The sequence below is a fragment of the Streptomyces sp. genome, assembly GCF_031181705.1.
In the GTDB taxonomy this organism is placed as follows: Bacteria; Actinomycetota; Actinomycetes; order Streptomycetales; family Streptomycetaceae; genus Streptomyces.
Window position 1 is genome coordinate 34234 of sequence record NZ_JAPSKN010000016.1, and the last position, 26181, is coordinate 60414.

General features: G+C 71.8%; 21 protein-coding genes and 1 riboswitch. Of the genes, 11 read left to right on the plus strand and 10 right to left on the minus strand.

Annotation, left to right across the window (positions count from 1 at the left end; genetic code table 11):
- Positions 1 to 444 precede the first annotated feature (444 nt).
- Positions 445 to 1107 (minus strand): AAA family ATPase, encoded by a 663-nt coding sequence (locus RIN80_RS05870; protein ID WP_309094418.1) that lies wholly within the window; start codon positions 1105 to 1107, stop codon positions 445 to 447.
- Positions 1108 to 1329: 222 nt separating this feature from the next.
- Positions 1330 to 1429: riboswitch (glycine riboswitch) on the plus strand.
- Between the two features lie 102 nt (positions 1430 to 1531).
- Here RIN80_RS05870 and gcvT point away from each other — a divergent pair.
- The 5 genes from gcvT to RIN80_RS05895 all read left to right on the plus strand — a co-directional run bounded on the left by gcvT (position 1532) and on the right by RIN80_RS05895 (position 6692).
- Positions 1532 to 2707 carry a glycine cleavage system aminomethyltransferase GcvT gene (gene gcvT / locus RIN80_RS05875; protein ID WP_375141626.1) on the plus strand — a complete coding sequence of 392 codons (1176 nt, stop codon included), beginning with the start codon at positions 1532 to 1534 and terminating at the stop codon, positions 2705 to 2707.
- A gap of 100 nt (positions 2708 to 2807) precedes the next feature.
- Entirely contained in the window at positions 2808 to 3185 is a 378-nt protein-coding gene (gene gcvH / locus RIN80_RS05880; protein ID WP_086562694.1) for a glycine cleavage system protein GcvH, read from the plus strand.
- Between the two features lie 14 nt (positions 3186 to 3199).
- The gene (glyA, locus tag RIN80_RS05885) at positions 3200 to 4462 is read left to right on the plus strand and encodes a serine hydroxymethyltransferase (protein ID WP_309094420.1); all 1263 of its coding nucleotides are present in this window, start codon (positions 3200 to 3202) and stop codon (positions 4460 to 4462) included.
- Between the two features lie 108 nt (positions 4463 to 4570).
- Positions 4571 to 5938, plus strand: a complete 1368-nt coding sequence (locus RIN80_RS05890) for an L-serine ammonia-lyase (protein ID WP_309094421.1) — start codon at positions 4571 to 4573, stop codon at positions 5936 to 5938.
- Positions 5939 to 6134: 196 nt separating this feature from the next.
- On the plus strand, positions 6135 to 6692 hold the full coding sequence (locus RIN80_RS05895) for a GH25 family lysozyme (protein WP_309094422.1): 558 nt from the start codon (positions 6135 to 6137) through the stop codon (positions 6690 to 6692).
- 42 nt (positions 6693 to 6734) lie between these two features.
- Here the strand turns inward: RIN80_RS05895 and RIN80_RS05900 are convergent, their stop codons facing one another.
- From RIN80_RS05900 to RIN80_RS05940, 9 genes are all read right to left on the minus strand, one after another.
- Complete coding sequence (locus RIN80_RS05900) at positions 6735 to 7397, minus strand: NAD(P)-binding domain-containing protein (protein ID WP_309094423.1); 663 nt, start codon at positions 7395 to 7397, stop codon at positions 6735 to 6737.
- A gap of 158 nt (positions 7398 to 7555) precedes the next feature.
- Positions 7556 to 7768 carry an EF-hand domain-containing protein gene (locus tag RIN80_RS05905; protein WP_309094424.1) on the minus strand — a complete coding sequence of 71 codons (213 nt, stop codon included), beginning with the start codon at positions 7766 to 7768 and terminating at the stop codon, positions 7556 to 7558.
- A gap of 47 nt (positions 7769 to 7815) precedes the next feature.
- Complete coding sequence (locus tag RIN80_RS05910) at positions 7816 to 8730, minus strand: MerR family transcriptional regulator (RefSeq protein WP_309094425.1); 915 nt, start codon at positions 8728 to 8730, stop codon at positions 7816 to 7818.
- Positions 8731 to 8774: 44 nt separating this feature from the next.
- Positions 8775 to 9380 carry an ADP-ribosyltransferase gene (locus RIN80_RS05915; RefSeq protein WP_309094426.1) on the minus strand — a complete coding sequence of 202 codons (606 nt, stop codon included), beginning with the start codon at positions 9378 to 9380 and terminating at the stop codon, positions 8775 to 8777.
- Positions 9381 to 9471: 91 nt separating this feature from the next.
- On the minus strand, positions 9472 to 10647 hold the full coding sequence (locus RIN80_RS05920) for a YncE family protein (RefSeq protein ID WP_309094427.1): 1176 nt from the start codon (positions 10645 to 10647) through the stop codon (positions 9472 to 9474).
- A gap of 88 nt (positions 10648 to 10735) precedes the next feature.
- Complete coding sequence (locus RIN80_RS05925; protein ID WP_309094428.1) at positions 10736 to 11338, minus strand: ATP-binding protein; 603 nt, start codon at positions 11336 to 11338, stop codon at positions 10736 to 10738.
- A 174-nt stretch (positions 11339 to 11512) separates the two neighbouring features.
- Positions 11513 to 12280, minus strand: coding sequence for an enoyl-CoA hydratase-related protein (locus RIN80_RS05930; protein WP_309094429.1), 768 nt, complete (start codon positions 12278 to 12280; stop codon positions 11513 to 11515).
- Positions 12281 to 12362: 82 nt separating this feature from the next.
- Positions 12363 to 13595, minus strand: coding sequence for an Ig-like domain-containing protein (locus RIN80_RS05935; protein WP_309094430.1), 1233 nt, complete (start codon positions 13593 to 13595; stop codon positions 12363 to 12365).
- 156 nt (positions 13596 to 13751) lie between these two features.
- Entirely contained in the window at positions 13752 to 14996 is a 1245-nt protein-coding gene (locus RIN80_RS05940) for an Ig-like domain-containing protein (protein WP_309094431.1), read from the minus strand.
- Between the two features lie 188 nt (positions 14997 to 15184).
- Here RIN80_RS05940 and glgX point away from each other — a divergent pair, with 188 nt between their 5' ends.
- From glgX to RIN80_RS05970, 6 genes are all read left to right on the plus strand, one after another.
- Positions 15185 to 17437: a glycogen debranching protein GlgX gene (gene glgX, locus RIN80_RS05945; RefSeq protein WP_309094432.1), complete on the plus strand. Its 2253-nt coding sequence runs from the start codon at positions 15185 to 15187 to the stop codon at positions 17435 to 17437.
- Between the two features lie 125 nt (positions 17438 to 17562).
- Positions 17563 to 19356, plus strand: a complete 1794-nt coding sequence (locus tag RIN80_RS05950) for an ABC transporter ATP-binding protein (RefSeq protein ID WP_309094433.1) — start codon at positions 17563 to 17565, stop codon at positions 19354 to 19356.
- The gene (locus tag RIN80_RS05955; RefSeq protein ID WP_309094434.1) at positions 19353 to 21203 is read left to right on the plus strand and encodes an ABC transporter ATP-binding protein; all 1851 of its coding nucleotides are present in this window, start codon (positions 19353 to 19355) and stop codon (positions 21201 to 21203) included. The genes RIN80_RS05950 and RIN80_RS05955 overlap by 4 nt, the downstream gene beginning before the upstream one ends.
- A gap of 345 nt (positions 21204 to 21548) precedes the next feature.
- On the plus strand, positions 21549 to 23609 hold the full coding sequence (locus tag RIN80_RS05960) for a M4 family metallopeptidase (RefSeq protein ID WP_309094435.1): 2061 nt from the start codon (positions 21549 to 21551) through the stop codon (positions 23607 to 23609).
- Between the two features lie 209 nt (positions 23610 to 23818).
- On the plus strand, positions 23819 to 25462 hold the full coding sequence (locus RIN80_RS05965) for a M4 family metallopeptidase (RefSeq protein ID WP_309094437.1): 1644 nt from the start codon (positions 23819 to 23821) through the stop codon (positions 25460 to 25462).
- A 60-nt stretch (positions 25463 to 25522) separates the two neighbouring features.
- A complete protein-coding gene (locus RIN80_RS05970; RefSeq protein ID WP_309094436.1) occupies positions 25523 to 26059 on the plus strand; it encodes a DUF1990 domain-containing protein in 537 nt (178 codons plus the stop codon).
- Positions 26060 to 26181: the final 122 nt, after the last annotated feature.

A 26181-nucleotide genomic window follows, 5' to 3' on the forward strand; every position in this document is an offset into this window, starting at 1 on the left:
GGAAGTCCGCGGAGAAGTCCGCCGGGAAGTCCATCTGCCTACCGCCTGCCTGAAACCACTGCTGAGGCTGAAAAGGCTAACGGCTCGGGGAGCGGGAGTGGCCGGGCCGTCCGGGACGGCCTGCCGGCCGGTGGCCGGCCGTCGTCCCCCGGCCCGCCTCCCCGGCCGTTCGGCCGCCCTGCCGGGTGTGCCGCCCGGTCCCCGGCCGGGTGTCCGGGCGAGCGCGTCGGTGAGGGCCGTGAACGCCGCCTGGTCCGCCAGGAGCGGGCAGGCTGCCGTCGCCGAGCTTCTGGACGATCGCGCCGTGGCCGGAGCCCCGGCGGTCTCCCCGGCCGCACCGCTCGGCCTCCGGCGCCACGCGAGCCTCACGCCGGCCCCCGGCAGCCACCCCGGGCCGCCGCGAAGCCCCGGCGCTCACCCCGGCCCGCCGCGGACCCCCGGCCCTCACCCGGTGAAGCCGATGCGGCGGAGCGCGTTCGCCGTGTCCCGGTCGGCGAGGACGGCCGATCCGCAGCCGGAGGGGAGGTCGCCCTGTTCCGCGGAGCGCAGCAGGCGGGTGGTGGCCGCGCGGTGGCGCAGGAACGCGTAGCGCGAGACGCCGCGGCCGCGGTCGCGCTGGCCGGCCAGGGCCTGTTCGGGGGTGACGTCGAGGAGGAGCAGGTGCAGGGCGCCGCCCCGGCGGCGGGCCTCGCGGCCGAGCCAGCGGCGGACCCACGCCTGCGTGCCGCAGTCGTGCACCACGAGCCCCTCACCCGTGCGCAGCGCGCGCCGCAGCCCGGCGTAGTGGGCGAGCCGGACGAGCGGCCGGTAGAGCGCGTACGGCAGGAAGCCCGGCATGCGGCGCTCCCAGCGGTCGCGGGTGTCCTGGGAGTCGACGCGCCGGCCCGGGACCGTCCGCCGCATGAGCGTGGACTTGCCGCTGCCGGGCAGGCCCGTGACCACGACGATGTCCCGGGGGCCGAACAGCAGCGCGTGCGGGCCGCGGCCGGGGCGGTCACGCAGATCGCGGACGACCGGCGCCGGGCCGCGGACCGCCCGGGCCGGAACGGCCGGCTGCTCGGGCAGCGCGATGCCCGTGGTCGTGGCGTACGCCCTGGTCCTGTTCACCGTGATCGTCCTCCCCTGGGGCCAGGTACGGAGTCCCATCCCCGCCGAGTGTAAAGAGAAGGTAATGCCGCAGGCCTCTCATTTCCGTACTCTTCCTGCAACAGGGCTGCTACAGGACGCCGGGTCCGGCGCGCGGGACTCCCGCCCTCCCTGTGAAAGGTCCCCCTGCCGCGCCGGAAGGATGCGTGCAATGATGTGCGCGCCAACTGCATACCGGCCGTTTGAATCCGCGCGGGAGAGTTCCCAGCACCGCTGACGCTGGGGCGCCGAAGGAGCAAGTCCCTCCCTTGAATCTCTCAGGCCCCGTTACCGCGCGGGCGAGGCACATCTGAAAAGCGGGCCCTCCCCTGCCCCGGCAGGGCGCGGCTCCACCCAAGGTGCAAGCCATGGACCGGCGCGGTCGTGGCGAACCTCTCAGGTTCCGATGACAGATGGGGAGGAACGACCTCGCCGTCATTGCCTTGGGAGACGACCGACCGTGAGCAGTACAGGACAACTCCGTCACACCGCGCTCGATGCCCTGCATCGCTCGCTCGGCGCGACGATGACCGACTTCGCCGGCTGGGACATGCCCCTGCGCTACGGCTCCGAGCGCGACGAGCACACCGCCGTGCGCACGAGGGCCGGGCTGTTCGACCTCTCCCACATGGGTGAGATCACCGTCACCGGCCCGCAGGCCGCCGCCCTCCTCGACTACGCCCTGGTGGGCAACATCGGCGGTGTGAAGCCGGGCCGCGCCCGCTACACCATGATCTGCCGGGCCGACGGCGGCATCCTCGACGACCTGATCGTCTACCGGCTGGGCGAGACGGAGTACATGGTCGTCGCCAACGCCTCCAACGCCCAGGTCGTGCTGGACGCGCTGACCGAGCGGGCCGCCGGCTTCGACGCCGAGGTGCGCGACGACCGGGACGCCTACGCGCTGATCGCCGTCCAGGGCCCCGAGTCCCCCGGCATCCTGGCCTCCCTCACCGACGCCGACCTCGACGGGCTGAAGTACTACGCCGGCCTGCCCGGCACGGTCGCCGGGGTCCCGGCCCTGATCGCCCGCACCGGCTACACCGGCGAGGACGGCTTCGAGCTGTTCGTGAAGCCGGAGCACGCCGTCGAGCTGTGGCAGGCGCTGACCGAGGCCGGCGAGGGCGCGGGGCTGGTCCCGTGCGGCCTGTCCTGCCGCGACACGCTGCGCCTGGAGGCGGGCATGCCGCTGTACGGGCACGAGCTGACCACCTCCCTGACGCCCTTCGACGCCGGTCTCGGCCGGGTGGTGAAGTTCGACAAGGAGGGCGACTTCGTGGGCCGCGAGGCCCTGCGCGAGGCCGCCGCCCGGGCCGAGCAGAACCCGCCGCGCGTGCTGGTCGGCCTGGTCGCCGAGGGCCGCCGCGTCCCGCGCGCCGGGTACGCCGTCGTCTCCGGCGGCGAGGTGATCGGCGAGGTCACCTCCGGCGCCCCCTCCCCCACCCTGGGCAAGCCGATCGCCATGGCCTACGTCGACGCCGCGCACGCCGCGCCCGGCACGCCCGGCGTGGGCGTGGACATCCGGGGCAGCCACGAGCCCTACGAGGTCGTGGCGCTGCCCTTCTACAAGCGCCAGAAGTAGACACTGGCCAGGGGCGCCTCAAGGCCCCGGCCGGCCCCTCACCCCGCTCACCAGCGGTCCCCTTCACCAGCACTCCCGCGCGTACAGGAGAATTCAGGCCATGAGCAACCCCCAGCAGCTGCGCTACAGCAAGGAGCACGAGTGGCTGTCGGCCGCCGAGGACGGCGTGTCGACGGTCGGCATCACGGAGCACGCGGCCAACGCGCTCGGCGACGTGGTCTTCGTCCAGCTCCCCGAGGTCGGTGACACGGTGTCCGCGGGCGAGACCTGCGGCGAGCTGGAGTCGACCAAGTCGGTGTCCGACCTGTACTCCCCGGTCTCCGGTGAGGTCACCGAGGTCAACGAGGACGTCGTGAACGACCCGTCGCTGGTGAACTCGGCCCCCTTCGAGGGCGGCTGGCTGTTCAAGGTGCGGGTCACGGACGAGCCGGGCGACCTGCTCTCCGCCGACGAGTACACCGCGTTCTCCGCCGGCTGAGGAGTCGTAGCCGTATGTCCGTCCTGAACACCCCCCTGCACGAGCTCGACCCGGCCGTCGCCGCCGCGGTCGACGCCGAGCTGCACCGCCAGCAGTCCACGCTGGAGATGATCGCCTCGGAGAACTTCGCCCCGGTCGCGGTCATGGAGGCGCAGGGCTCGGTCCTCACCAACAAGTACGCCGAGGGCTACCCGGGCCGCCGCTACTACGGCGGCTGCGAGCACGTCGACGTGGTCGAGCAGATCGCCATCGACCGGGTGAAGGAGCTGTTCGGCGCCGAGCACGCCAACGTGCAGCCCCACTCGGGCGCCCAGGCCAACGCGGCCGCGATGTTCGCGCTGCTCAAGCCGGGCGACACGATCATGGGCCTGAACCTCGCCCACGGCGGTCACCTGACCCACGGCATGAAGATCAACTTCTCCGGCAAGCTCTACGACGTCGTCGCCTACCACGTGGGCGAGGACGGCCGGGTCGACATGGCCGAGGTCGAACGGCTCGCCAAGGAGTCCCGGCCGAAGCTGATCGTCGCCGGCTGGTCGGCGTACCCCCGGCAGCTGGACTTCGCCGAGTTCCGCCGGATCGCCGACGAGGTCGGCGCGTACCTGATGGTCGACATGGCGCACTTCGCCGGGCTCGTCGCGGCCGGGCTGCACCCCAACCCGGTGCCGCACGCGCACGTGGTCACCACCACGACCCACAAGACCCTCGGCGGCCCGCGCGGCGGTGTGATCCTCTCCACGGCCGAACTGGCCAAGAAGATCAACTCCGCCGTCTTCCCCGGTCAGCAGGGCGGTCCGCTGGAGCACGTGGTCGCCGCCAAGGCCGTCGCCTTCAAGGTCGCCGCCTCGGAGGACTTCAAGGAGCGCCAGCGCCGTACGCTGGAGGGTGCCCGCATCCTGGCCGAGCGTCTGGTGCGGGACGACGTCCGGGCCGTGGGCGTGGACGTGCTGTCCGGCGGCACGGACGTGCACCTGGTCCTGGTCGACCTGCGCGACTCCGAGCTGGACGGGCAGCAGGCCGAGGACCGGCTCCACGAGATCGGCATCACCGTCAACCGCAACGCGATCCCGAACGACCCGCGTCCGCCGATGGTGACGTCCGGTCTGCGGATCGGCACCCCGGCCCTGGCCACCCGCGGCTTCACGGCCGAGGACTTCGCCGAGGTCGCGGACGTCATCGCCGAGGCGCTGAAGCCGTCGTACGACGTGGAAGCCCTCAAGGCCCGGGTGAAGGCCCTGGCCGACCGGCACCCGCTGTACCCGGGTCTGAACAAGTAACCAGCGGCAGACAACGGTCGCGAAGAAACCTTTCGGGCGCCGCGCCGGCCACAAGCGGGCGCGGCACCCACCCCCTGTGCACCACCCCCGTAGTCAGGAGTTCCCCCCGTGGCCATCTCGGTCTTCGACCTGTTCTCGATCGGCATCGGCCCGTCCAGCTCCCACACCGTCGGCCCGATGCGCGCGGCCGGCCTGTTCGTCCGGCGGCTGCGCAACGAGGAGCTCCTGGGGTCCGTGGCCTCGGTCCGCGCGGAGCTGTACGGCTCGCTCGGCGCCACCGGCCACGGCCACGGCACGCCCAAGGCGGTGCTGCTCGGCCTGGAGGGCGACTCGCCGCGCACGGTGGACGTGGAGACCGCCGACGAGCGGGTGGAGACGATCAAGGCCGGCGGCAGGCTGAACCTGCTCGGCGAGCACGAGATCGCGTTCTCCTTCGACGACGACATGGTCCTGCACCGCCGCAAGGCCCTGCCGTACCACGCGAACGGCATGACCCTGTGGGCGTACGACGCCTCGGGTGCGGAGCTGCTGACCAAGACCTACTACTCGGTCGGCGGCGGCTTCGTCGTCGACGAGGACGCGGTCGGCGCGGACCGCATCAAACTCGACGACACCGTCCTCAAGTACCCCTTCCGCACCGGCGACGAGCTGCTGCGCATGGCCCGGGAGACCGGCCTGTCCATCTCGGCGCTGATGCTGGAGAACGAGCGGGCCTGGCGGACCGAGGAGGAGATCCGCGAGGGTCTGCTGGAGATCTGGCGGGTCATGCAGGCGTGCGTGGCGCGCGGCATGTCGCGCGAGGGCATCCTGCCGGGCGGTCTGAAGGTGCGCCGCCGGGCCGCCAACACCGCGCGCAAGCTCCGCTCCGAGGGCGACCCGCAGGCCCTGTCGATGGAGTGGATCACCCTCTACGCGATGGCCGTGAACGAGGAGAACGCGGCCGGGGGCCGGGTCGTCACCGCCCCGACCAACGGCGCGGCCGGCATCATCCCGGCGGTCCTGCACTACTACATGAACTTCGTGCCCGGCGCCGACGAGGAGGGCGTGGTCCGCTTCCTGCTCGCCGCGGGCGCGATCGGCATGCTGTTCAAGGAGAACGCCTCCATCTCCGGCGCCGAGGTCGGCTGCCAGGGCGAGGTCGGCTCCGCCTGCTCCATGGCGGCGGGCGCGCTGGCCGAGGTCCTCGGCGGCTCGCCCGAGCAGGTCGAGAACGCGGCCGAGATCGGCATGGAGCACAACCTGGGCCTGACCTGCGACCCGGTCGGCGGCCTGGTCCAGATCCCGTGCATCGAGCGCAACGGCATGGCGGCGGTCAAGGCCGTCACCGCCGCCCGCATGGCGATGCGCGGCGACGGCTCCCACAAGGTGTCCCTGGACAAGGTCATCAAGACGATGAAGGACACGGGCGCGGACATGTCCGTGAAGTACAAGGAGACCGCCCGGGGCGGGCTTGCGGTGAACATCATCGAGTGCTGAGACGCCGATCGCGCTGATCCTCGGCAAGGAGAGCAGGTACGCCTCCCCGGACGACGGCGAGGCCGCCCCTGCCGGCGACCGGCCCCCGCCGTGACCGCCCCTCGCCGAAGTTGACGTTTCCACGTCGAGCCTCAGCGGCCCGTGCCATGGTGGTGGGAAACTCCCCCTCCCCCACCAGCACTTCAGGGAGCCCCCCATGCTGCGCGGCATAGACGTGAGTTCCTACCAGTCCTCCTCCTACGACACCGACGGCCTCTCCTTCGTCTTCGTGAAGGCGACGGAAGGGCGTTCCTACGTGAACCCCAAGCTGGCCGCCCAGGCCAGGCGGGCGCGGGACGCCGGGCTGGTCGTCGGCTTCTACCACTTCCTGTGGCCCGGCAACCTCACCGCCCAGGCCGAGTACTTCGTCGGCAAGGCCCCGGACCGGGCGGGCGACATCCTCGCCGTCGACTGGGAGACGACCGGCGACGGCACGCACGCGAGCAACGCGGAGAAGGACCGGTTCATACGCAAGCTGAAGGAACTCCGTCCGGACAACCGGGTGGTGCTCTACTGCAACCGGCACTTCTGGCTCAACGTCGACACGACCTCCTACGCCGGCGACGGGCTGTGGATTGCCGACTACGTCTCCGCGGGCAAGCCCCGCATCAAGGCGAAGTGGCGCTTCCACCAGTACACCGACGACCCGCTGGACAAGAACGTGGCCGACTTCGAGAGCAAGGCGGCGCTGCGGAAGTGGGCCACGGACGCCTGATCCTCTCCGGCCTGGGGCCTGTCCGACCAGGTCGGACAGGCCCTAGCCGCGGAAGTCCGCCGTGCGCTCCGGGGACGCCTCCGACAGGGCCTTCGTGACCTCCTGGACGCCTCCGCGCAGGCCGTAGACGGGGGTGCCGGGCTGCTGGCGCCAGGAGTCGTCCAGGCCGCCCGCGTCGACCGTGTCGAAGCCGAGTTCCTCGATCAGCGCGCGGACCTTCCGCTTGGCCGCCTCGTCGTCGCCGGACACCGGGAGGGCCAGGCGGCCCGGGTCGCCGGCCGGGCGGTGGCGGTCCAGGATGTCCTGGGCGTAGGTGCCGTTGAAGGCCTTGATCACGGGGTGGCCCAGCTGCCGTTCCGTCCAGCGGCTCTCGGTGAGGCCCTCGTCCTCGATCCCGGCGATCCTGCCGTCGCGCTGCTTGGGGTAGTAGTTGCCGGTGTCGATGACCGCGACGCCCTCCGCCGCGCCGTCGAGCACGCCGGACGGCAGGTCCGGGACCGCCTTCAGGGGGATGGTCACCACGACGACCTCGGCGCCCCGCGCGGCCTCCCCGACCGGTACGGGCGTCGCGCCGGTCTCCTCCGCCAGGGCGGTGAGGGTGTGCGGGCCACGGGAGTTGGCGACGGACACGTCGTGGCCCAGGGCGGTGAGCCGCCGGGTCAGGTTGCCGCCGATGTTGCCCGCTCCGATGATGCCGATCTTCATGTCCTCGCCCTTCCGGGGGGTGGATAGCGCCTCGCGGATCCTTGTGACCGGGGTCAACCCCGAGGGCGGGAGCGCTATTCCTGGCCGCGGGCGGGAAGGCCGAGGGGCCCGGTCCGTACGGGCACGGGCCGGGCCCCTTCAATCCTGCGCGTGGGCGACTACTTGTTCAGGTATCCCCAGAACTCGTCGAAGCTGAGCTTCTTGTCGCCGTCCAGGTCGCGGCTCTTGATGACGACCTCGGCGACCGACTCGGTGACGTTCCAGTCACCCGACCGGGCCAGGGCGGTCTTGAACTCGGCAGCGGTGATGAGTCCGTCACCATCCGTATCGATCCGCTCGAACTGCTTGCGTGCTTCCTCGATGTCCGCCACCGGTCGCCCCTCGTCTCGTGCTGTACGTCTTGCTGACGCAGGTCAGATTAACTGGCCGCGCGGGCTTCCAGTGCGGCGACCACCCAGGCGAACTCCTCCCGGCGGGCCGCCCCGGGCCCGGCGCCCTTCACGACGGCGAGCAACTCCCGGTAACGGGCGACCCGGTGGGTGGCGTGCGAGCGCAGCCGGTCGAGTACGGCGGTGGGGTCGGCCGTGCCCAGGAGATCGTCCAGCACGCGGCCGGCCTCCGGCGAGCCGGGGGCGATGCCCCGCTCGCGGGCCTCGGCTGCCAGCCGCACCAGCCGCCGGGAGAACCACAGGGACGCCCCGGCGGGCGCGTCGTGGCCGCGGTCGGCCGCGTTGGACTCGGCGACCCTGCGCATCTCGGCCCGGAAGCCGGGGTCCTGCAGCAGCTCGGCCAGCTCCAGCCAGGCGTCGACCTGTTCGGGCGTCGGATCCTCGGGCAGGTCGGCGGCGGTGTGCCGCATCCGCTCGCGGATCTCCGGGTCCGCCGTGTCCAGCCCGTGGAAGATCTCGTCCACGAACTCCTCGAGGATGCGCCGCCGCTCGGCCGCGGACAGCCGCGCCAGTCTGTTCATCAAGGTCATCTCCTCCGTGCCGGAACCCCGCTTCGCGACCGTCGACAGCACCGCACGGGTCACCTTCAGCGACCGGATCCGCGCGTCCAGCGCGACCACGTGTGCGGCCGCGACCTGCGCCACCGTCGCCTCTCCGGCCAGCACCCGGCGGACGTCCGTGAGGCCCAGGCCGAGCTCGCGCAGCGTCCGGATCAGCTCCAGGCGGGCCACCGAGGCGGCGTCGTAGAGCCGGTATCCGCCCTCCGACCGGGCCACCGGGGGCAGGGCGCCCTCGTCGGACCAGTACCGGATGGTGCGGACGGTCAGTCCGGTGGCCCGGGCCAGTGCGCCGATGGTGAGCAGGGCGGTGCCGTCGTCGGTCATGTCCGGGAGTCTGCGCCCTCCAGCGGGTGGAGACTCAAGCCGGGTCAGTGCCAGGGCTTGTAGTGCGGGTTGCTCTCGCACTCGCTCATGATCTCGGTCCTGGTCGCCTTGTCGACCGGGCAGACGCCGACGATGTACTGCCGGGCGATGCCGCCGGGGAAGGCGACCTCCTGCTGGTCGGCGTAGGTGTGGGTGTCGCCGATGGTCTTGTTGACGTCGACGCCGCCGGGGGCGTCGACGTAGTAGTTGAAGGCGGACTTCCACTTCTTGAACAGGTCGTGGTCGTACGTGGTCGACACGTACGGGGACGGCTGGTTGACCAGGACGTACTTCTCCAGGTCGTACTGGCCGTTCACGACGTCCCTGGGGCGGAAGCCCTCCTCGAAGACGACGGAGGGGCCGCGGCCGTCGGCGCGGTAGAGGGTGCCGCAGGTGGTGCGCCAGGACGGGGCGGGGGTGATCCGGTCGAGGTCGACCCGGCGGTCGGCGGCGGCTTCGGCCTTGTCGTCGTACTGGACGGGGCAGGCGGCCGGTGCGGGGGCGGCGGGCCGGGCCGGCGTCTGGGTCGGGGTGGCGGCCGTGGTGGTGAGGACGGCCGCGAGGGAAAGGGCGGCGGCGGTGGCGCGCCGCCGCGGGCGGAGAGTGATCATGCGGAGCACGATCCTGGTTCCACCGCGGCGGGGACGGGATCCTCACCCGATCAGGGCGTGTCAACTGCGCTGGTGTGGACGGTGGATGGGGTCAGCGGAAGATGCCCGTGTGGCCGAGTGAGTAGCGGCCGGGCTGCGGGTAGACCGCGAGGCCGTGCGGGCCGCTGCCGACGGGGATGCGGGCGAGCTGGGTGCCGGTGCGGGTGTCGATGGCGTAGACCTCGGCGTCGTAGCGGCCGGAGAGCCAGAGCACCTTGCCGTCGGCGGAGACGCCGCCCATGTCGGGGCTGCCGCCGTCGGGCAGCCGCCACTTCCTGGTGAGCTTGTTCCGCGTGAAGTCGAAGACGGAGACCGTGCCCTCGCCGCGGTTGGACACGTACATCTCCCGGGAGTCGCGGCTGACGTAGAGGCCGTGGCAGCCCTTGCCGGTGGGCAGCAGGGTGGGCTCGGTGAACTTGTCGCCGTCCAGGACCCACATGCCGTGGGCCATCATGTCCGCGATGTAGAACCTCTTGCCGTCCGGCGAGATCTTCACGTCCTGCGGCATGGCGCCTTCGAACGGCAGCCGCTGCTGGCCCACGACCTCCATCTTCTCGGTGTCGACCTTGAGCAGTTCGCCGCTGAACTCGCAGGAGACGATGAAGTAGCGGCCGTCGAGGGAGAAGTCGGCGTGGTTGACGCCGTAGCAGGAGACCGGGACGGTCTTCCTGACGGCCATGGTGTGCGGGTCGCGGAAGACGAGCTCGCGGTCGAGGGAGGCCATGACGACGGCGTACTTGCCGTGGGGCGTGAAGTAGAGGTTGTAGGGGTCGTGGACCTCGACCTCCTTGCCCGCCCTGCCGGTCTTCGGGTCGATCGGGGTGAGGGTGTGGCCGCGGTTGTTGTTGACCCAGAGCGTCTTCAGGTCCCAGGAGGGCACCACGTGCTGGGGCTGCCGGCCCACGGGGATCGTCTCGACGACCTCGTAGGTCTTCGGATCGATGACGGAGACCGTGTCGGACTCGGTGTTGGGGACGTAGACCCGGGACGGGAAGTCCTTGACGACGGGGGACAGCTTGCCCGGGCGGTCGGCCGCGTAGACGTCCTCCGGGTCGAGGACCGGCGGCATGCCGGGCAGGCCCTCGACGGGCTTCTTCTCGGGCGGGGCGGGGACGGCGGCCTTGGTGCCGCGCGCCTCGGAGGCCTGATCCCCGTCCGTGCCGCAGGCGGCGAGGACGGCGAGGGCGGCGCCCGTGACCAGGGCGCTCTTGACGAGGTGACGGTGCATTCCACCATTTAAGGAGCGCCTTCCCCGGAAGCGGGCCATTCGCCCGATCGGTGGCCGGGTGAGCCCTGCCGCGAAGGCCTGCGGCCCCTCAGCGGTCGGGGACCCGCATCTCGAACCAGGTGGTCTTCCCGCGGGGCAGCAGGTCGACCCCCCAGCGGTCGGCCAGCTTGTCGACCAGGAACAGGCCCCGGCCGCTGACGTCCATCTCCTGCACCGGCATCAGGCACGGCAGCCCGCGCGAGGGATCGCGCACCTCGGCCCGGATCCAGCCGCGCCGCCGGTGCAGACGGAGCCCGAAGACGCGGGCGCCGGTGTGGCGTACGGCGTTGCCGACCAGTTCGGAGACGAGGAGCACCGCGTCCTCCGTGGTCTTGGGCGTGAGCCCCCAGTGCCGCAGGACCACGACCTGGGTGAGGCGTCTGGCGGTGGCCGCGGACTCGGGGCGGGACGGCAGTGGAACCTCTGCCTCCGTCGGGTTGCCGTACAACTCCAGCGCCTTCAGCGCGTGTTCGTCCTCGACGGCCGGCGACCAGCGCGCCGCGGCCGCATGGGCGTGCCCCCACGGCTGTCCCCTACCCTCCAGCCCCGCCATGCCCCCATGATGGCCGTCCGGGCCGTCCGCCGGGGCCGTTCCCGGGGAATACGCCCCGGGGGACGGACCCCCGGCCGGCGGCCGTCCGTCATGCGCCAACGGCGCTTCGGCCTGGTCCGCACCCTGTCCGACCTGCTGGAACGGACCATTCCGGGGCAATCGGCGACCTCCACGACCGGGCCTGCTTGAGGTTGCCTTAAGGCTGCCATAAACCGCCCCATCGAGGGACCCGGATCAGACACGGCGTCAATGGCAACCCCCCTGGGGGAATGTTCAGAGGAACTTCGCCTTGCCCGGACCCTCCTCCACGAAGCTGCGCATCCCGCGCTCGCGGTCCTCGGTGGCGAACAGCCCGGCGAACCAGTTCCGTTCGATCGCGAGGCCGGTGTCGATGTCCGTCTCCAGGCCCGTGTCGATCGACTCCTTCGCTGCGCGCAGCGCGAGGGCCGGGCCCTGGGCCAGCTTCGCGGCCCAGGCGTGCGCCTGCGCGTAGACCTCGCCGGCGGGCACGACCCGGTCGACCAGGCCGATCTCCTTGGCCTCGTCGGCCTTGACCATGCGGCCCGTGAAGATGAGGTCCTTGGCCTTGGAGGGGCCGACCAGGCGGGCCAGGCGCTGGGTACCGCCGGCGCCGGGGATCAGGCCGAGCAGGATCTCCGGCTGGCCGAGCTTGGCGTTGTCGCCGGCGATGCGGTAGTCCGCGCAGAGGGCGAGCTCGCAGCCGCCGCCCAGGGCGTAGCCCGTCACGGCCGCGACGACCGGCTTGGGGATGCGGGCCACCGCCGTGAAGGAGTCCTGCAGGGCGCGGGCGCGCAGGACCATCGCCGTGTGGTCCATCGCCTGCATCTCCTTGATGTCCGCGCCGGCCGCGAACACCTTCTCGCCGCCGTAGACCACCACGGCCCGCACGTCCTCGCGGCGCGTGGCCTCCTCGGCGAGTTCCTTCAGCCGGTCCTGCGTGGCGATGTCCAGCGCGTTCATGGGCGGTCGGTCCAGCCGGAGCGTGCCGACGCCTTCAGCGACTTCGAGAGAGACGGTCATGGGCAGCAGGTTAACGGGGATTAACGCACGGGGCCCCGGTGCGGTCCGTCACACCGGGGCCCTGCCGTCAGCGGCGGGGGCGCTACTTCTTCCACTTCTCCCACGACATGTTCCAGCCGTTGAGCCCGTTGTCCGGGTCGACGATCCGGTCCTCGGAGTTCTTGACGACGACCACGTCGCCGATCATGGAGTTGTCGAAGAACCAGGCGGCCGGCACCTTCTTGTCCCAGCCGCCGCGCACGTCGCGCAGGCCGATGCAGCCGTGGCTGGCGTTGTAGTTGCCGAAGGCGCCGCTCGCCCAGTAGTTGCCGTGCAGGAACGTGCCGGAGGTGGTGAGGCGGATGGCGTGCGGGACGTCCTTGATGTCGTACTCGCCGCCGTAGCCGACGGTCTCGCCGTTCATCCGGGTGACCGTGAGCATCTCGCTGATGACCATCTGGCCGTTCCAGGTCTCCATGCCGGGCTTGCCGGTGGTGACCGGGATGGTCTTGACGACCTTGCCGTCCCGCGTGACCTTCATGGTGAGCTTCTTGGCGTCGACGACCGAGACCTGGTTGCGGCCGATGGTGAACTCGACCTTCTTGTCCTGCTCGCCGTAGACGCCGGGGCGGCCCTCGACGCCGTCGAGGTTCAGGTCGACGGTCACCTTCGTGCCGGGCTTCCAGTACTTCTCGGGGCGGAAGTCGAGGCGGTCGTTGCCGAACCAGTGGCCCTCGACGTCGACGGCCGGCTCGGTCTTGATGCGGATGGCGTTCTCGACGGCCTCCGGGCTGGTGATGCCCCGGGAGAAGCGGATGGAGAACGGCATGCCGACGCCGACCTTGGAGCCGTCCTCGGGCGTGAAGGTGCCGATGAAGGTGTTCTTCGGTGTCAGCGTCGTGAAGCCGGCGTCCTCAGCGGCCGTGCGGCCCGCGGAGTCCTTGGCGACCGCGTGCACGGTGTACTTGGTGGCACCGGCCAGATGCGTGGACGGCGTCCAGGTGGCGCCGTCGCCGGATATCTTCCCGTCGATCCTCCTGCCCTCGGCGTCCTTGACGACGACCTCCGAGAGCTTGCCCTTGGCCGCGGTGACCTTCAGCGCGCCGCTGGTCTCGACGGACTTGGCCCCGTCCTTCGGCGCGATGCTGACGACGGCCTCGGACTGCTTGCTCTGCGCGGTGTCCGCGTCCTTGCCCTGGCCGCCGCCCGCGCTGGAACCGGAGCCGCCCTCCCCGCCGCCGCACGCCGTCACGGCGAACAGCAGCGCGCCGACGACGAGCGCGAGCCTCCCGCTCCCGCGTCCAACCGACGCCCCCGATATCGGTCGCACGTTCAAGTGGTTCTCCCCTCCCCGGACCTGGCCAGGCCCGCTCCCCGGCGCGTGTCCCCCGCGCACCGGCGAATAGTAACCACCAAGTGAGCGGCCCCGGCGGCCCGCGAATGTCACTGTTCGGTCCCAACGGATCGCCGCTCAACCCGCCCCTGTGTCGGGTTACTTCACCGCACTGCCCGCCTTCCATGCATTCCAGCCCATATTCCATCCTCCGAGCCCGTTGTCGGGAGCGACCTTTTTGTCATTGCTGTTGATCACCTCGACGACGTCCCCGACGAGGCTGCGGTCGAAGAACCAGCCGGCCGGGGTGTCCGAGCCGCCGCCCTTCACGTCGCGCAGCCCGATGCAGCCGTGGCTGACGTTGGTCCGCCCGAAGACGCTGCGGTGGGCCCAGTAGTTGCCGTGCAGGAAGGTGCCGGAGTCGGTCAGGCGCATGGCGTGCGGCACGTCGGGGATGTCGTACTCGCCCTTGCCGTCGCGCTTCTTGAAGCCGACCGTGGCGCCGTTCATCCGGGTGACCTCCAGCATCTCGGTCACCACCATCTTGCCGTTGTACGTGGTGGTCTTCGGGGCGCCGGCGGTGACGGGCACGGTGGCGAGCGGTTCGCCGTCGCGCCGCACCTCCATGGAGTGCCGGGCGGCGTCGACCACGGAGATCTGGCTGCGGCCGACGGTGAAGGAGAACCTCTTGTCCTGCAGTCCGTACACGCCGGGCGCGCCCTTCACGTCCCGCAGGCGCAGGTCGACGGTGACCTGGGTGCCGGGCTTCCAGTAGTGCTGGGGACGGAAGTCGAGCCGGGTCCGGCCGAACCAGTGCGGGCGGATCTCGACGGCCGGGCGGGCCAGGACGCGCACCGCGCGCTCGACGGCCGCCCGGTCGGCGATCCGCCGGCTGAACTGCAGGGAGACGATCATCCCGGTGCCCACCGTGGCGCGGTGCTCCGGCGTGACGTAGCCGATGAAGCGCTGCTTGGGCACGTACGTCGTGAAGGTGGTGTGCCGGGCCGAGCGGCGTCCGTCGTGGGACACGGCCACCGCGTCGACCGTGTACCTGGCGCCCAGCGCGAGCCGCGGCTCGTCGGGCTCCCAGGTCAGTCCGTCGGCGGAGAGGTGCCCGGGCACGGGGGTCTCCCGCGCGTCCTGCGACCGGACGACCTTCACCGACTCCAGCCGGCCGTCGGCCACGCGCACCCGCAGCCGCTCCCCGGGGCGCACGCCCCGGGTTCCGTCGCCGGGCGAGACCTTGATGACGTCCTCGGGCGCCGGGGGCGCGCCGAACACCCCGGCGATGCCGCCGCCGTCGTCCGAGGTACAGCCGGTGGCCCCGGCGAGGAGCCCTGCCCATGTCACTACGGCGGCCAGCGCGGCCCTCGCGCGCCGCGCGCGCCCTTGTACGTGCCTCACGAGGTGCCCAACGACCGGTCGCGTCCCTGGGAAACGACCATGCCCGCCCCCGGGGAAACGTGAGTGCGACCCATGCTCTGGGCAGAACAGTGGGGAGGACGACGCGCAGGGGAGCCGCGACCCGGGCCGCAGCACAGGGCCGCACCCCTCTGTCCCCCGTCGTTCCACGAGCCGCGGGAGGCTGACAGGTGTCCAGCGCAGCCGAGCAGGAGGCGGTGGCCGGTCATCAGGCCACCGGGAACGGGCGCCAGGCCGCCGCCGTGAACGGCACGCGGCCCTCCGCGCCGCCGCCCGCCGTGCCCGCCCGGCCGGGCGCGCCGACGCCGCTGGGCGCCCGGTTCCGGGTCGGCCCGGGCGGGGTGGCCGGGACGAATTTCGCCTTGTGGGCGGGCGGGGCCGAGGGGGTCGAGCTGTGCCTCTTCGACGAGGCGGGCAAGGAGTCGCGGGTGCGGCTCGCCGAGCTGACCCACGGGATCTGGCACGGTTTCGTGCCGGGCGTACTGCCCGGGCAGCGCTACGGCTACCGGGTGCACGGCCGCTGGGACCCGTGGACGGGCGCCCGCTGGAACCCGGCGAAGCTGCTGCTCGACCCGTACGCACGTGCCGTCGACGGCGACTTCGGGCTGCCGCCGGAGGTGTACGGGCACGTCCGCGACTGGCCCCAGCAGCACGTCGCCGACACCGTGCGCGACGACCGGGACTCGGCGCCGTACGTGCCGAAGGGCGTCGTCGTCCACGATGACGACGACTGGTCCGACGACCGGCGCCCGAAGACCCCGTGGGCCGACTCGGTGATCTACGAGCTGCACGTCAAGGGGTTCACCCGGTTGCACCCGGGCATCCCGGAGGAGCTGCGCGGCACCTACGCCGGCCTCGCGCACCCGGCGGCGGTCGAGCACCTGGTGACGCTGGGCGTGACGGCGGTGGAGCTGCTGCCGGTGCACCAGTTCGCGCACGAGGACCACCTGCTGCGCAGGAGCCTGCGCAACTACTGGGGCTACAACTCCATCGGCTACTTCGCCCCGCACGCGGCCTACGCCGCCTCCGGCACCACCGGTCAGCAGGTCGGCGAGTTCAAGCGCATGGTGCGCGCCCTGCACGCGGCCGGGATCGAGGTCATCCTCGACGTGGTCTACAACCACACCGCGGAGGCGGGCGAACTGGGCCCGACGCTGTCCCTGAAGGGCATCGACAACCGCGGCTACTACCGCCTCCAGGACGACGCCCGCCGCTACGCCGACTACACCGGCTGCGGCAACACGCTGCACGTGGTCCAGCCGCACGTGCTGCGCCTGATCACGGACTCGCTGCGCTACTGGGTCACCGAGATGGGCGTCGACGGCTTCCGCTTCGACCTGGCGGCGGCGCTGGCCCGCTCGATGCACGACGTCGACATGCTCTCCCCGTTCCTTGCGGTGATCGCCCAGGACCCGGTGCTGCGCCGGGTGAAGCTGATCGCCGAGCCGTGGGACGTGGGGTCGGGCGGCTACCAGGTGGGGGCGTTCCCGCCGCTGTGGACGGAGTGGAACGACCGGTACCGCAACGCCGTGCGGGACTTCTGGCGGCACGCGCTGCCGGACGTGCGCGAGATGGGCTACCGCCTGTCGGGCTCCAGCGACCTGTACGCCTGGGGCGGGCGCAGGCCGTACGCGTCGGTCAACTTCATCACCGCGCACGACGGTTTCACGCTGCGCGACCTGGTGTCCTACGAGCGCAAGCACAACGAGGCCAACGGCGAGGGCAACCGGGACGGCACGGACGACAACCGCGCGTGGAACTGCGGCGCCGAGGGCGAGACGGACGACGAGGGCGTGCGGGCGCTCAGGCGCAGGCAGCTGCGCAACCTGCTGACCACACTGCTGCTGTCGACGGGCGTGCCCATGCTGGTCGCGGGCGACGAGCTGGGCCGCACGCAGCGCGGCAACAACAACGCCTACTGCCAGGACAACGAGATCAGCTGGCTGGACTGGGGCCTGCTGGAGGACCCCGGCTGGCGGGCCCTGTTCGAGCTGACCTCCCGGCTGATCGCGCTGCGCCACCGGCACCCGGTGCTGCGCCGCCGGGCGTTCTTCTCGGGCCGGGCGCAGACCGCCGACGGGCTGCGCGACCTGGCCTGGTTCACCTCGCGGGGCACGGAGATGACCGAGCAGGACTGGTACGCGCCCGCGGCCACGCTGGGCATGTACCTCTCCGGCCGGGACATCCCGGGCCGGGACGAGCACGGGGAGCAGATCCTCGACGACAGCTTCCTGGCGGTGCTGCACGCGGGCGAGGGGCCGGTGAGCTTCGTGCTGCCGGGTCCCCCGTGGGCGGAGCGCTACGAGGTCGTCGTCGACACGAGCCTGGAGGAGCAGGGGGAGGCACCGGGGGTGGAGCACCCGGCCGGGACGGAGATCACCGTACCGGCGCGCGCGGTGCTGCTGCTGCGGGTGGCGGGGTGAGCGCACGGCTCGGCCCGTGCCGCCGTCCGGTGCCTCGAAAACGCAGGTCGTAGGACCAACGGCCGATGCGGGTCGGGCGAAAACCCGGTGGGAAGTGTCAGTGCCGAACCGTAGGCTCGCTGCTGATGGCCACGACACCCGCACCCGCCAAGGACCGTTCCTTCGTGCGTACGCTGCTGCGCCTGTGGCCGTATGTCCGGCCCGTGCGGGGCAGGCTGCTCACCGCCGCGTTCGTCGCGATACTCGCCTCCTGCGTGGGCCTGGTGATCCCGCTGGTGCTGAAGTGGATGGTGGACGGGCCGATCGCCGGCCGGGACCCGGCCGGGGTGTGGCTCGGGGCGCTGTACCTGCTGCTGCTCGGCTTCGCGGAGGCCCTGCTGTTCGGGCTGCGGCGCTGGCTGGTGGCGCGTCCGCTGTCCCGTGTCGAGGCCTCCATGCGGGCCGCCCTGTACCGGCACCTGCAGCGGCTGCCGGTCTCCTTCCACGACCGCTGGGCCTCCGGACAGTTGCTGTCCCGGGGGACGACGGACCTGATGCTGCTGCGCATGTTCCTCGCCTTCCCGCTGACGTTCCTGCTGGTCAACGGTGTGACGATCCTCGTCGGCGTGATCATCATGCTGGCGCAGGACTGGACCCTGGGGCTGGTCATCCTCGGGCCCGCCGTACCCCTCCTGGTCACCTGCGTGGTCTTCGAGAAGCGCTACGCCACGGCGGCCCGCCGCGCCCAGGACCAGGTGGGCGACCTGACGACGGTCGTCGAGGAGAGCGTGCTCGGCATCCGCATCATCAAGGGTTTCGGCCGCCACCGGAGCCAGGCGCGGGCCTTCCGCGAGCTGTCGCAGCGGCTGCGCGGCACGGAACTGCGCAAGGCGCGCCTGCTGGCGACGATCTGGGGTGTCATCGTGACGCTGCCGGAGGTGGCGATCGGCGCCGCGCTGGTGGTGGGGGTCGTCCAGGTCGCCGACGGGGCGCTGTCGGCGGGCACGCTGGTCGCCTTCCTGTCCACGGCGCTGGCGCTGCGCTGGCCGGTGGAGTCGATCGGCTTCCTGCTGGCGATGACCCAGGAGGCGGCGACCGCGACCGAGCGGTACTTCGAGGTGATGGACGAGAAGGCCGAGGAGACGGATCCGGTGCCGGGTGCGGCCCCGGCCGACCCGGACGACCGCGGACTGCGCTTCCACGACGTCACCTTCCGCTACCCCGACGCGCCGCCCGGCTCCCCTCCCGTCCTCCACCACATCGACCTGCACGTCCGCCCCGGCGAGTCCATGGCCCTGGTCGGCACCACCGGCAGCGGCAAGACGACGCTCACCGCGCTCGTCCCTCGTCTGTACGAGGTGACCTCGGGCCGCATCACCCTCGACGGCGTCGACATCACCGCCCTGCCCCGTGAAACCCTGCGCGCCAAGGTCGCCGTCGCCTTCGAGGAGCCCACACTCTTCTCCGCCTCGGTCGGCGACAACGTCCTCATGGGGGCCGGGGACACGGCGGACCCCGCCGCTGTGGAGCGCGCCCTGGCCGTCGCCCAGGCCGACTTCGTGCACGCCCTGCCGCAGGGGACCGGCACCCAGGTCGGCGAGCAGGGCCTCAGTCTCTCCGGCGGCCAGCGGCAGCGTCTCGCCCTGGCCCGGGCGGTCGTGGGGCAACCGGAGTTCCTGGTGCTCGACGACCCGCTGTCCGCGCTGGACGTGCACACGGAGGCCGCCGTGGAGGCCGCCCTGCGGCAGGTGCTCGCCGACACCACCGCCCTGATCGTGGCGCACCGCCCGTCCACGGTGCTGCTGGCCGACCGGGTCGCGCTGCTGTCCGGCGGCCGGATCGCCGCGGTCGGCACCCACCACGAACTGCTGCGCAGCAACGCCGAGTACGCGCACCTGATGTCCGGAGCGGAATCAGGGGAACAGGAGGAGGCCCGATGACGGCGGCCACCACGGCACCGGCCGGCGGCAAGCCCGACGACCGCCGCCCCGCCCCCGGTGACCCCTTCGACCGGGACGTCCTGCCCACTCCCCCGGGCGCGACCGCGGCCCTGCTGCGCTCCCTGCTCGCGCCCCTGAAGGCCCGGGTCGCGGTCACGACCCTCCTGCTGCTGGTCCAGCAGGCGGTGGTGCAGGCGGGCCCGCTGCTCGTGGCGTACGCCATCGACCGTGCCGTACCGGCGTTCCGGGCGCGGGACCAGGGGCCGCTGATCGCGGTGGGTGCCGGTTACCTGGGGTGCGCGCTGGCCGCGGGCGCGCTGCAGTGGGCGTTCGTCGCCGCGGCGGCCCGCGTCAGCCAGGACGTGCTGCTGGACCTGCGCGGCCGGATCTTCCGCCACGCCCAGGCGCTCAGCGTCGACTTCCACGAGCGCTACACCTCGGGCCGGCTCATCTCCCGCTCCACGACGGACGTGGAGTCGCTGCGCGAGCTGCTGGACGAGGGGTTGCAGGAGCTGGTGACGGTCGTCCTGTCGTTCGTCTACATCTCGGCGATGCTGCTCTGGCTCGACCTCGGCCTCGGGGGTGTGGCGGTGGCGTCGCTGGTGCCGCTGTACGCGCTCGTGCGGCTCTACCAGCGGCGTGCCGCACGGGTGTACCGGGCGCGGTCCACCGCGATCGCCGCGGTCATCGTGAAGTTCGTCGAGACGATGAACGGCATCCGGCCGGTGCGGGCCTTCCGCCGTGAGGCCGCCAACGACGCCGACTTCGGACGGCTGAACCGGCGGCACGAGCGGACCAACGGCGACGCGCTGCTGGAGATGGCCCGCTACGTCACCGGCTCGCGGCTGGTCGCCAACGCGGCGGTCGCGGCGATCGTGCTGTGGGGCGCCTACCGGGTCGCGGACGGCACCCTGGCACTCGGTGTGCTGGCGGCGGCCGTGCTGTATCTGCGACGGCTGTACGACCCCATCGACCGGCTCGGCATGTTCCTCAACTCCTACCAGTCGGCGGCGGCCTCCCTGGAGAAGATCGCCGGGCTGCTCGCCCAGACGCCGTCCGTCCCGGAACCGGCCGTCTCCCGGCCGCTCCCGCCGCGCGGCAGCGGTATCCCGGGCCGCGAGGTCGTCTTCGACGGCGTCCGCTTCGGTTACCGCACCGGCGGCGAGGTGCTGCCCCGCTTCGACCTGACGCTCCGGGCGGGACAGACGGTCGCGGTCGTCGGCTCCACGGGCGCCGGCAAGTCGACGCTGGCCAAGCTGCTGGCCCGGTTCTACGACCCCTCCGACGGGCGGGTGCTGCTCGACGGCGTCGACCTGCGTGATCTGGCCGTGCCGGAACTGCGGCGCGGTGTGGTGATGGTGACGCAGGAGGCGTTCCTGTTCTCGGGCACGGTCGCCGACAACATCGCGATCGGCCGTCCGGACGCGGCCCGGGCGGAGATCGAGCAGGCGGCGAAGGAGATCGGCGCGCACGACTTCATCAGCGCCCTGCCCGACGGCTACGACACCGACGTCCGCAAGCGGGGCGGCCGCATCTCGGCCGGGCAGCGGCAACTGGTGGCGTTCGCGCGGGCGTTGCTGGCCGACCCGGCGGTGCTGATCCTCGACGAGGCGACCAGCTCGCTGGACGTCCCGGGCGAGCGCGCGGTGCAGCGGGCCATGGCCACGGTGCTGAAGGGCCGTACGGCGGTGGTCATCGCGCACCGGCTGTCGACGGTGGAGATCGCGGACCGGGTCCTGGTGATGGAGCACGGCAGGATCGTGGAGGACGGCGAGCCGGACGAACTCATCGCGGGCACGGGCAGATTCGCGGAACTGCACCGGGCGTGGCGGGACAGTCTGGCGTAGCTCAAGCACCCGCCAGTTCGCGCAGTGCCGTCATCGCCGGGTTCCGGGCCGGCCGTGCTGAGAGCTGCCAGGTCGACCCGGCCGGCACGCCGGGCCCGCTCCCAGCCGGAACCGATGTCGTTGCGGCTGCCGGGCGTGAAACCGATCTTCAAGGGATTCCTGAGCGTCCGTATATCGAACATGAACTTCCGGTCAACGAACCGTTTCCGGCCATTGTATTGACGCGCCCCTGACAGAAAGCGCGGTCCCCTGCCACGCTTCCCACGACTGCTCCACAGCAACCCCACAGCAACACCTCCCCCTCCCCAGGCCGGGCGACCCCCGGTCCCGCAGAAGGAGTCCGTGTTGAGTAGCAGTTCCTCTGGCAGAGGCACCTCCCACAGACGCACTCCCCACACCCCCCGCCGCACCGCGGCCGTGGCCCTCGCCGGTGTCGCCGCGCTGATCGCAGCCGCCGTGCAGAGCGGCACCGCCGTCGCGGCCCCGGAGAAGGCACCGCGGGCCGCGAGCAAGGCGATCCCCGGCTCGGAGTCGGTGAAGCTCACCCCCGCCCAGCGCGCCGCGCTGATCCGCGAGGCCGACGCCGCCAAGGCGGAGACCGCGAAGGACCTGGGCCTGGGCGCCAAGGAGAAGCTGGTCGTCCGTGACGTCCTGAAGGACCGGGACGGCACCGTGCACACCCGCTACGAGCGCACCTACGACGGTCTGCCGGTCCTCGGCGGCGACCTGGTCGTGGAGAGCACGAAGGCGGACGAGACCGCCGCCGTCGTGAAGGCCACCCGCGCCGCCATCACCCCGGCCACGACGAAGACCGCGGTGCCCGCCGCGAAGGCCCGGCAGCAGGCCCTGGCCGCCGGGAAGGCGGAGGAGGCGAAGAGCCCCGGCATCGACCGCGAGCCCCGCAAGGTGATCTGGGCCGCGAGCGGCGAGCCGGTCGTGGCCTACGAGACGGTCGTCGGCGGGTTCCAGCACGACGGCACCCCGCAGGAACTGCACGTGATCACGGACGCCACGAGCGGCGAGAAGCTGTACGCGTGGGAGGCCATTGAGACCGGCACCGGCAACACGGTGTACTCCGGCACGGTCGACCTCACCACCACCCGGTCCGGGTCGGCGTACAACCTCACCGACGGCGCCCGCGGCAACCACAGGACGTACAACCTCAACCGCGGCACCTCCGGCACCGGCACCCTCTTCTCCGGGCCGGACGACGTCTGGGGCAACGGCAGCCCGTCCAACCTGGAGTCCGCCGCCGCGGACGCCCACTACGGGGCCGCCCTGACGTGGGACTACTACAAGAACGTGCACGGCCGCTCCGGCATCCGCGGCGACGGCGTGGGCGCGTACTCCCGCGTCCACTACGGCAACAACTACGTCAACGCCTTCTGGTCGGACAGCTGCTTCTGCATGACCTACGGCGACGGCTCGGGCAACGCCAACCCCCTGACGTCGATCGACGTGGCCGCGCACGAGATGACGCACGGGCTCACCTCGAACACGGCCGGGCTGAACTACAGCGGCGAGTCCGGCGGCCTGAACGAGGCGACGTCCGACATCTTCGGCTCGACCGTGGAGTTCTTCGCCAAGAACTCCGCCGACGTCGGTGACTACCTCATCGGCGAGGAGATCGACATCAACGGCGACGGCACGCCGCTGCGCTACATGGACAAGCCCAGCAAGGACGGCTCGTCCAAGGACGCCTGGTACTCGGGCATCGGCTCGATCGACGTGCACTACTCCTCGGGCCCGGCGAACCACTTCTTCTACCTGCTCAGCGAGGGCAGCGGCACCAAGACCATCAACGGTGTCACGTACGACTCGCCCACCTCGGACGGCCTTCCGGTCGCCGGCATCGGCCGGGACAAGGCGGAGAAGATCTGGTTCCGGGCGCTGACCACCAAGTTCACCTCGACCACCAACTACGCGGGCGCCCGCACCGGCACCCTCGCGGCCACCGGTGAGCTCTACGGCACCGACAGCGCCGAGTACAAGGCGGTCCAGGACGCGTGGGCGGGCGTGAACGTCGGCGCCCGCTCGGGTGGCGGGGGCGGCGGGGGCACGTCCTTCGAGAACACCGCCGACGTGGCGATCCCGGACCGGGGCGCGGCGGTCACCTCACCCGTCACCGTCTCCGGGCGCACGGGCAACGCGCCGGCCGACCTCAAGGTCGCCGTGGACATCGTCCACACCTACATCGGTGACCTCCAGGTGCAGTTGGTGGCCCCCGACGGGACGGCGTACACGCTGAAGGGGTACGGCACCGGCGGCAGCGCGGACAACCTGAACACCACGTACACGGTGAACGCGTCCTCCGAGGTGGCCAACGGCGTCTGGCAGCTGCGTGTGCAGGACAACGCGGCCGCCGACACCGGCTACATCAACAGCTGGAAGCTCACCTTCCCGTAGGTCCCCGAGCGGGTCCCGGGTCAGGGCGTCGCCCCGGTGGGTTCGAATCCCCCGGGGCGGCGCCCGTTCTCCCGCTCCGGACCCACACCCGGCCGTCGATTTCCGGCCAACATCACGTGCGCTCCTGACATGTACGCGTCTTAAGTGCCACTCTTCCCCCACCCGCCGCACAGCACCCAGCAGTTCCCCCACACCTAGGAGCTCGTGTGATCACCCCCCGCTACGCGCGTCACAAGCGCACCACGCTGGCCATCGCCACCGCGGTCGCCGCCGGCGCCCTGCTCACCACCGGCCTGGCCTCCGGCAGCAGCGTCGCCGCGGACGCGCAGAGCAAGCCGGTCCTCGCCGCCGCCCCCGTCCTGCTCACCGCCCCCGCCCGCACCGCCCTCGTCCGGGAGCAGCAGGCGGACGCCGCCGCCACCGCCGACGAGATAGGCCTCGGCGCGCAGGAGAAGCTGGTCGTCAAGGACGTCGTGAAGGACGCCGACGGCACCGTCCACACCCGCTACGAGCGCACCTACGCCGGCCTGCCGGTGCTCGGCGGCGACCTCGTCGTGCACGAGTCGAAGTCCGGCGAGGCGCGGGGCGTCACCAGAGCGACGAAGGCCGCGATCAAGGTGGCCTCGCTCAAGCCGGCCGTGCCCGCCGCCAAGGCGGAGAAGCAGGCCGTGACCCTCGCCAAGGCGGCCGGCTCAGAGAAGACCGAGGCGGACTCCGCTCCCCGCAAGGTGATCTGGGCGGCCGACGGCGAACCCGTCCTCGCCTACGAGACGGTCGTCGGCGGCCTCCAGGAGGACGGCACGCCCAACGAGCTGCACGTCGTCACCGACGCGGCCACCGGCAAGAAGCTCTACGAGTACCAGGCCATCGAGACCGGTACCGGCAACACCACGTACAGCGGCACGGTGAACCTCACGACCACCAAGTCCGGCACCTCGTACAACCTCACCGACAGCACCCGCGGCGGCCACAAGACGTACAACCTCAACCGCGGCACCTCCGGCACCGGCACCCTCTTCTCCGGCGCCGACGACGTCTGGGGCAACGGCAACCCCTCCAACCTGGAGACCGCCGCCGCCGACGCGCACTACGGCGCCCAGGTCACCTGGGACTTCTACAAGAGCGCCTTCGGCCGCAGCGGCATCCGCAACGACGGCAAGGCCGCCTACTCGCGCGTCCACTACGGCAACAACTACGTCAACGCCTTCTGGTCGGACAGCTGCTTCTGCATGACCTACGGCGACGGCTCGGGCAACGCCAACCCCCTGACCTCGCTGGACGTGGCCGCGCACGAGATGAGCCACGGCCTGACCTCGGCCACCGCCGGGCTGAACTACAGCGGCGAGTCCGGCGGCCTGAACGAGGCGACGTCCGACATCTTCGGCGCGGGCGCGGAGTTCTTCGCGAACAACTCCGCCGACGTCGGTGACTACCTCATCGGCGAGGAGATCGACATCAACGGCGACGGCACGCCGCTGCGCTACATGGACAAGCCCAGCAAGGACGGCGCGTCCAAGGACTACTGGTCCTCCGGCCTCGGCGGCGTGGACGTCCACTACTCCTCCGGCCCCGCCAACCACTTCTTCTACCTGCTGAGCGAGGGCAGCGGCTCGAAGACGATCAACGGCGTGACCTACGACTCACCCACCTCCAACGGCTCCACGGTCACCGGCATCGGCCGCACCAAGGCGCTGCAGATCTGGTACAAGGCGCTGACGACGTACATGACGTCGACGACCAAGTACGCGCAGGCCCGTACGGCCACCCTGAACGCGGCCTCGGCGCTGTACGGCGCGTCGAGCACCGAGTACAAGGCGGTCGCGGCCGCCTGGTCCGCCGTCAACGTCGGCTGACCGGAGGACGACCACGGGCGGTACCCGGACCGAAGGCGGGTCCGGGTACCGCCCTAGTCTGTGTCCGTGTCTTATCCGGATCCGAAGGACTTCACCTACGCCGAGGTCGGCGCCACCCGCGAGCCGGGTCACTGCCCGCCGGGCTTCCGTCCACTGCACGTCCGTACCCGTCTCGGCGAGGGTGAGGACGTCTTCCGCCGGGCCTCGCAAGCCGTGCTCACCTGGGAGATGCACCGGGCCATGGGCGTGGGCATCGACGCGACCGCCGACCGGGCCGCCCCCGGCGTCGACGTCACCGTCACCCTGGCCGGCATGATCAAGGCCCCCTGCCGCGTGGTCTGGACGCTGGAGGAACCCCGCCGCGCCGGCTGGGCGTACGGCACGCTGCCGGGCCACCCGGAGAGCGGCGAGGAGTCCTTCGTGGTCGACCGCACCGGTGACGGCACGGTCTGGCTGACGGTGAACGCCTTCAGCCGGGCCGCCAAGTGGTACGCGAAGGCGGGCGGCCCGGCGACCAGGGGCTTCCAGCACGCGTACGCACGCAGGTGCGGCACGGTCCTGCGGAACCTGTGCCGGCAGGGCGGCGAACCCGCCTAGGGGCGGGGGGGCTGAGCGGCTCCGCCGCCTGAGCGCGAGTCCTCACGCCCCACAGCCGCCGCTCACCGCATCAACAACCCCCCAGCCGCCACCAGTTCGTCGGAAGGCCCGGCGACCAGGCC

Coding starts and splice junctions, on each gene's coding strand:
- glyA (WP_309094420.1), top strand. CDS start 3,200: ATGTCCGTCCTGAACACCCCCCTGCACGAGCTCGACCCGGCCGTCGCC.
- RIN80_RS05920 (WP_309094427.1), bottom strand. CDS start 10,647: ATGCACCGTCACCTCGTCAAGAGCGCCCTGGTCACGGGCGCCGCCCTC.
- gcvH (WP_086562694.1), top strand. CDS start 2,808: ATGAGCAACCCCCAGCAGCTGCGCTACAGCAAGGAGCACGAGTGGCTG.
- RIN80_RS05930 (WP_309094429.1), bottom strand. CDS start 12,280: ATGACCGTCTCTCTCGAAGTCGCTGAAGGCGTCGGCACGCTCCGGCTG.
- gcvT (WP_375141626.1), top strand. CDS start 1,532: ATGACAGATGGGGAGGAACGACCTCGCCGTCATTGCCTTGGGAGACGA.
- RIN80_RS05950 (WP_309094433.1), top strand. CDS start 17,563: ATGGCCACGACACCCGCACCCGCCAAGGACCGTTCCTTCGTGCGTACG.
- RIN80_RS05915 (WP_309094426.1), bottom strand. CDS start 9,380: ATGATCACTCTCCGCCCGCGGCGGCGCGCCACCGCCGCCGCCCTTTCC.
- RIN80_RS05910 (WP_309094425.1), bottom strand. CDS start 8,730: ATGACCGACGACGGCACCGCCCTGCTCACCATCGGCGCACTGGCCCGG.
- RIN80_RS05955 (WP_309094434.1), top strand. CDS start 19,353: ATGACGGCGGCCACCACGGCACCGGCCGGCGGCAAGCCCGACGACCGC.
- RIN80_RS05900 (WP_309094423.1), bottom strand. CDS start 7,397: ATGAAGATCGGCATCATCGGAGCGGGCAACATCGGCGGCAACCTGACC.
- RIN80_RS05895 (WP_309094422.1), top strand. CDS start 6,135: ATGCTGCGCGGCATAGACGTGAGTTCCTACCAGTCCTCCTCCTACGAC.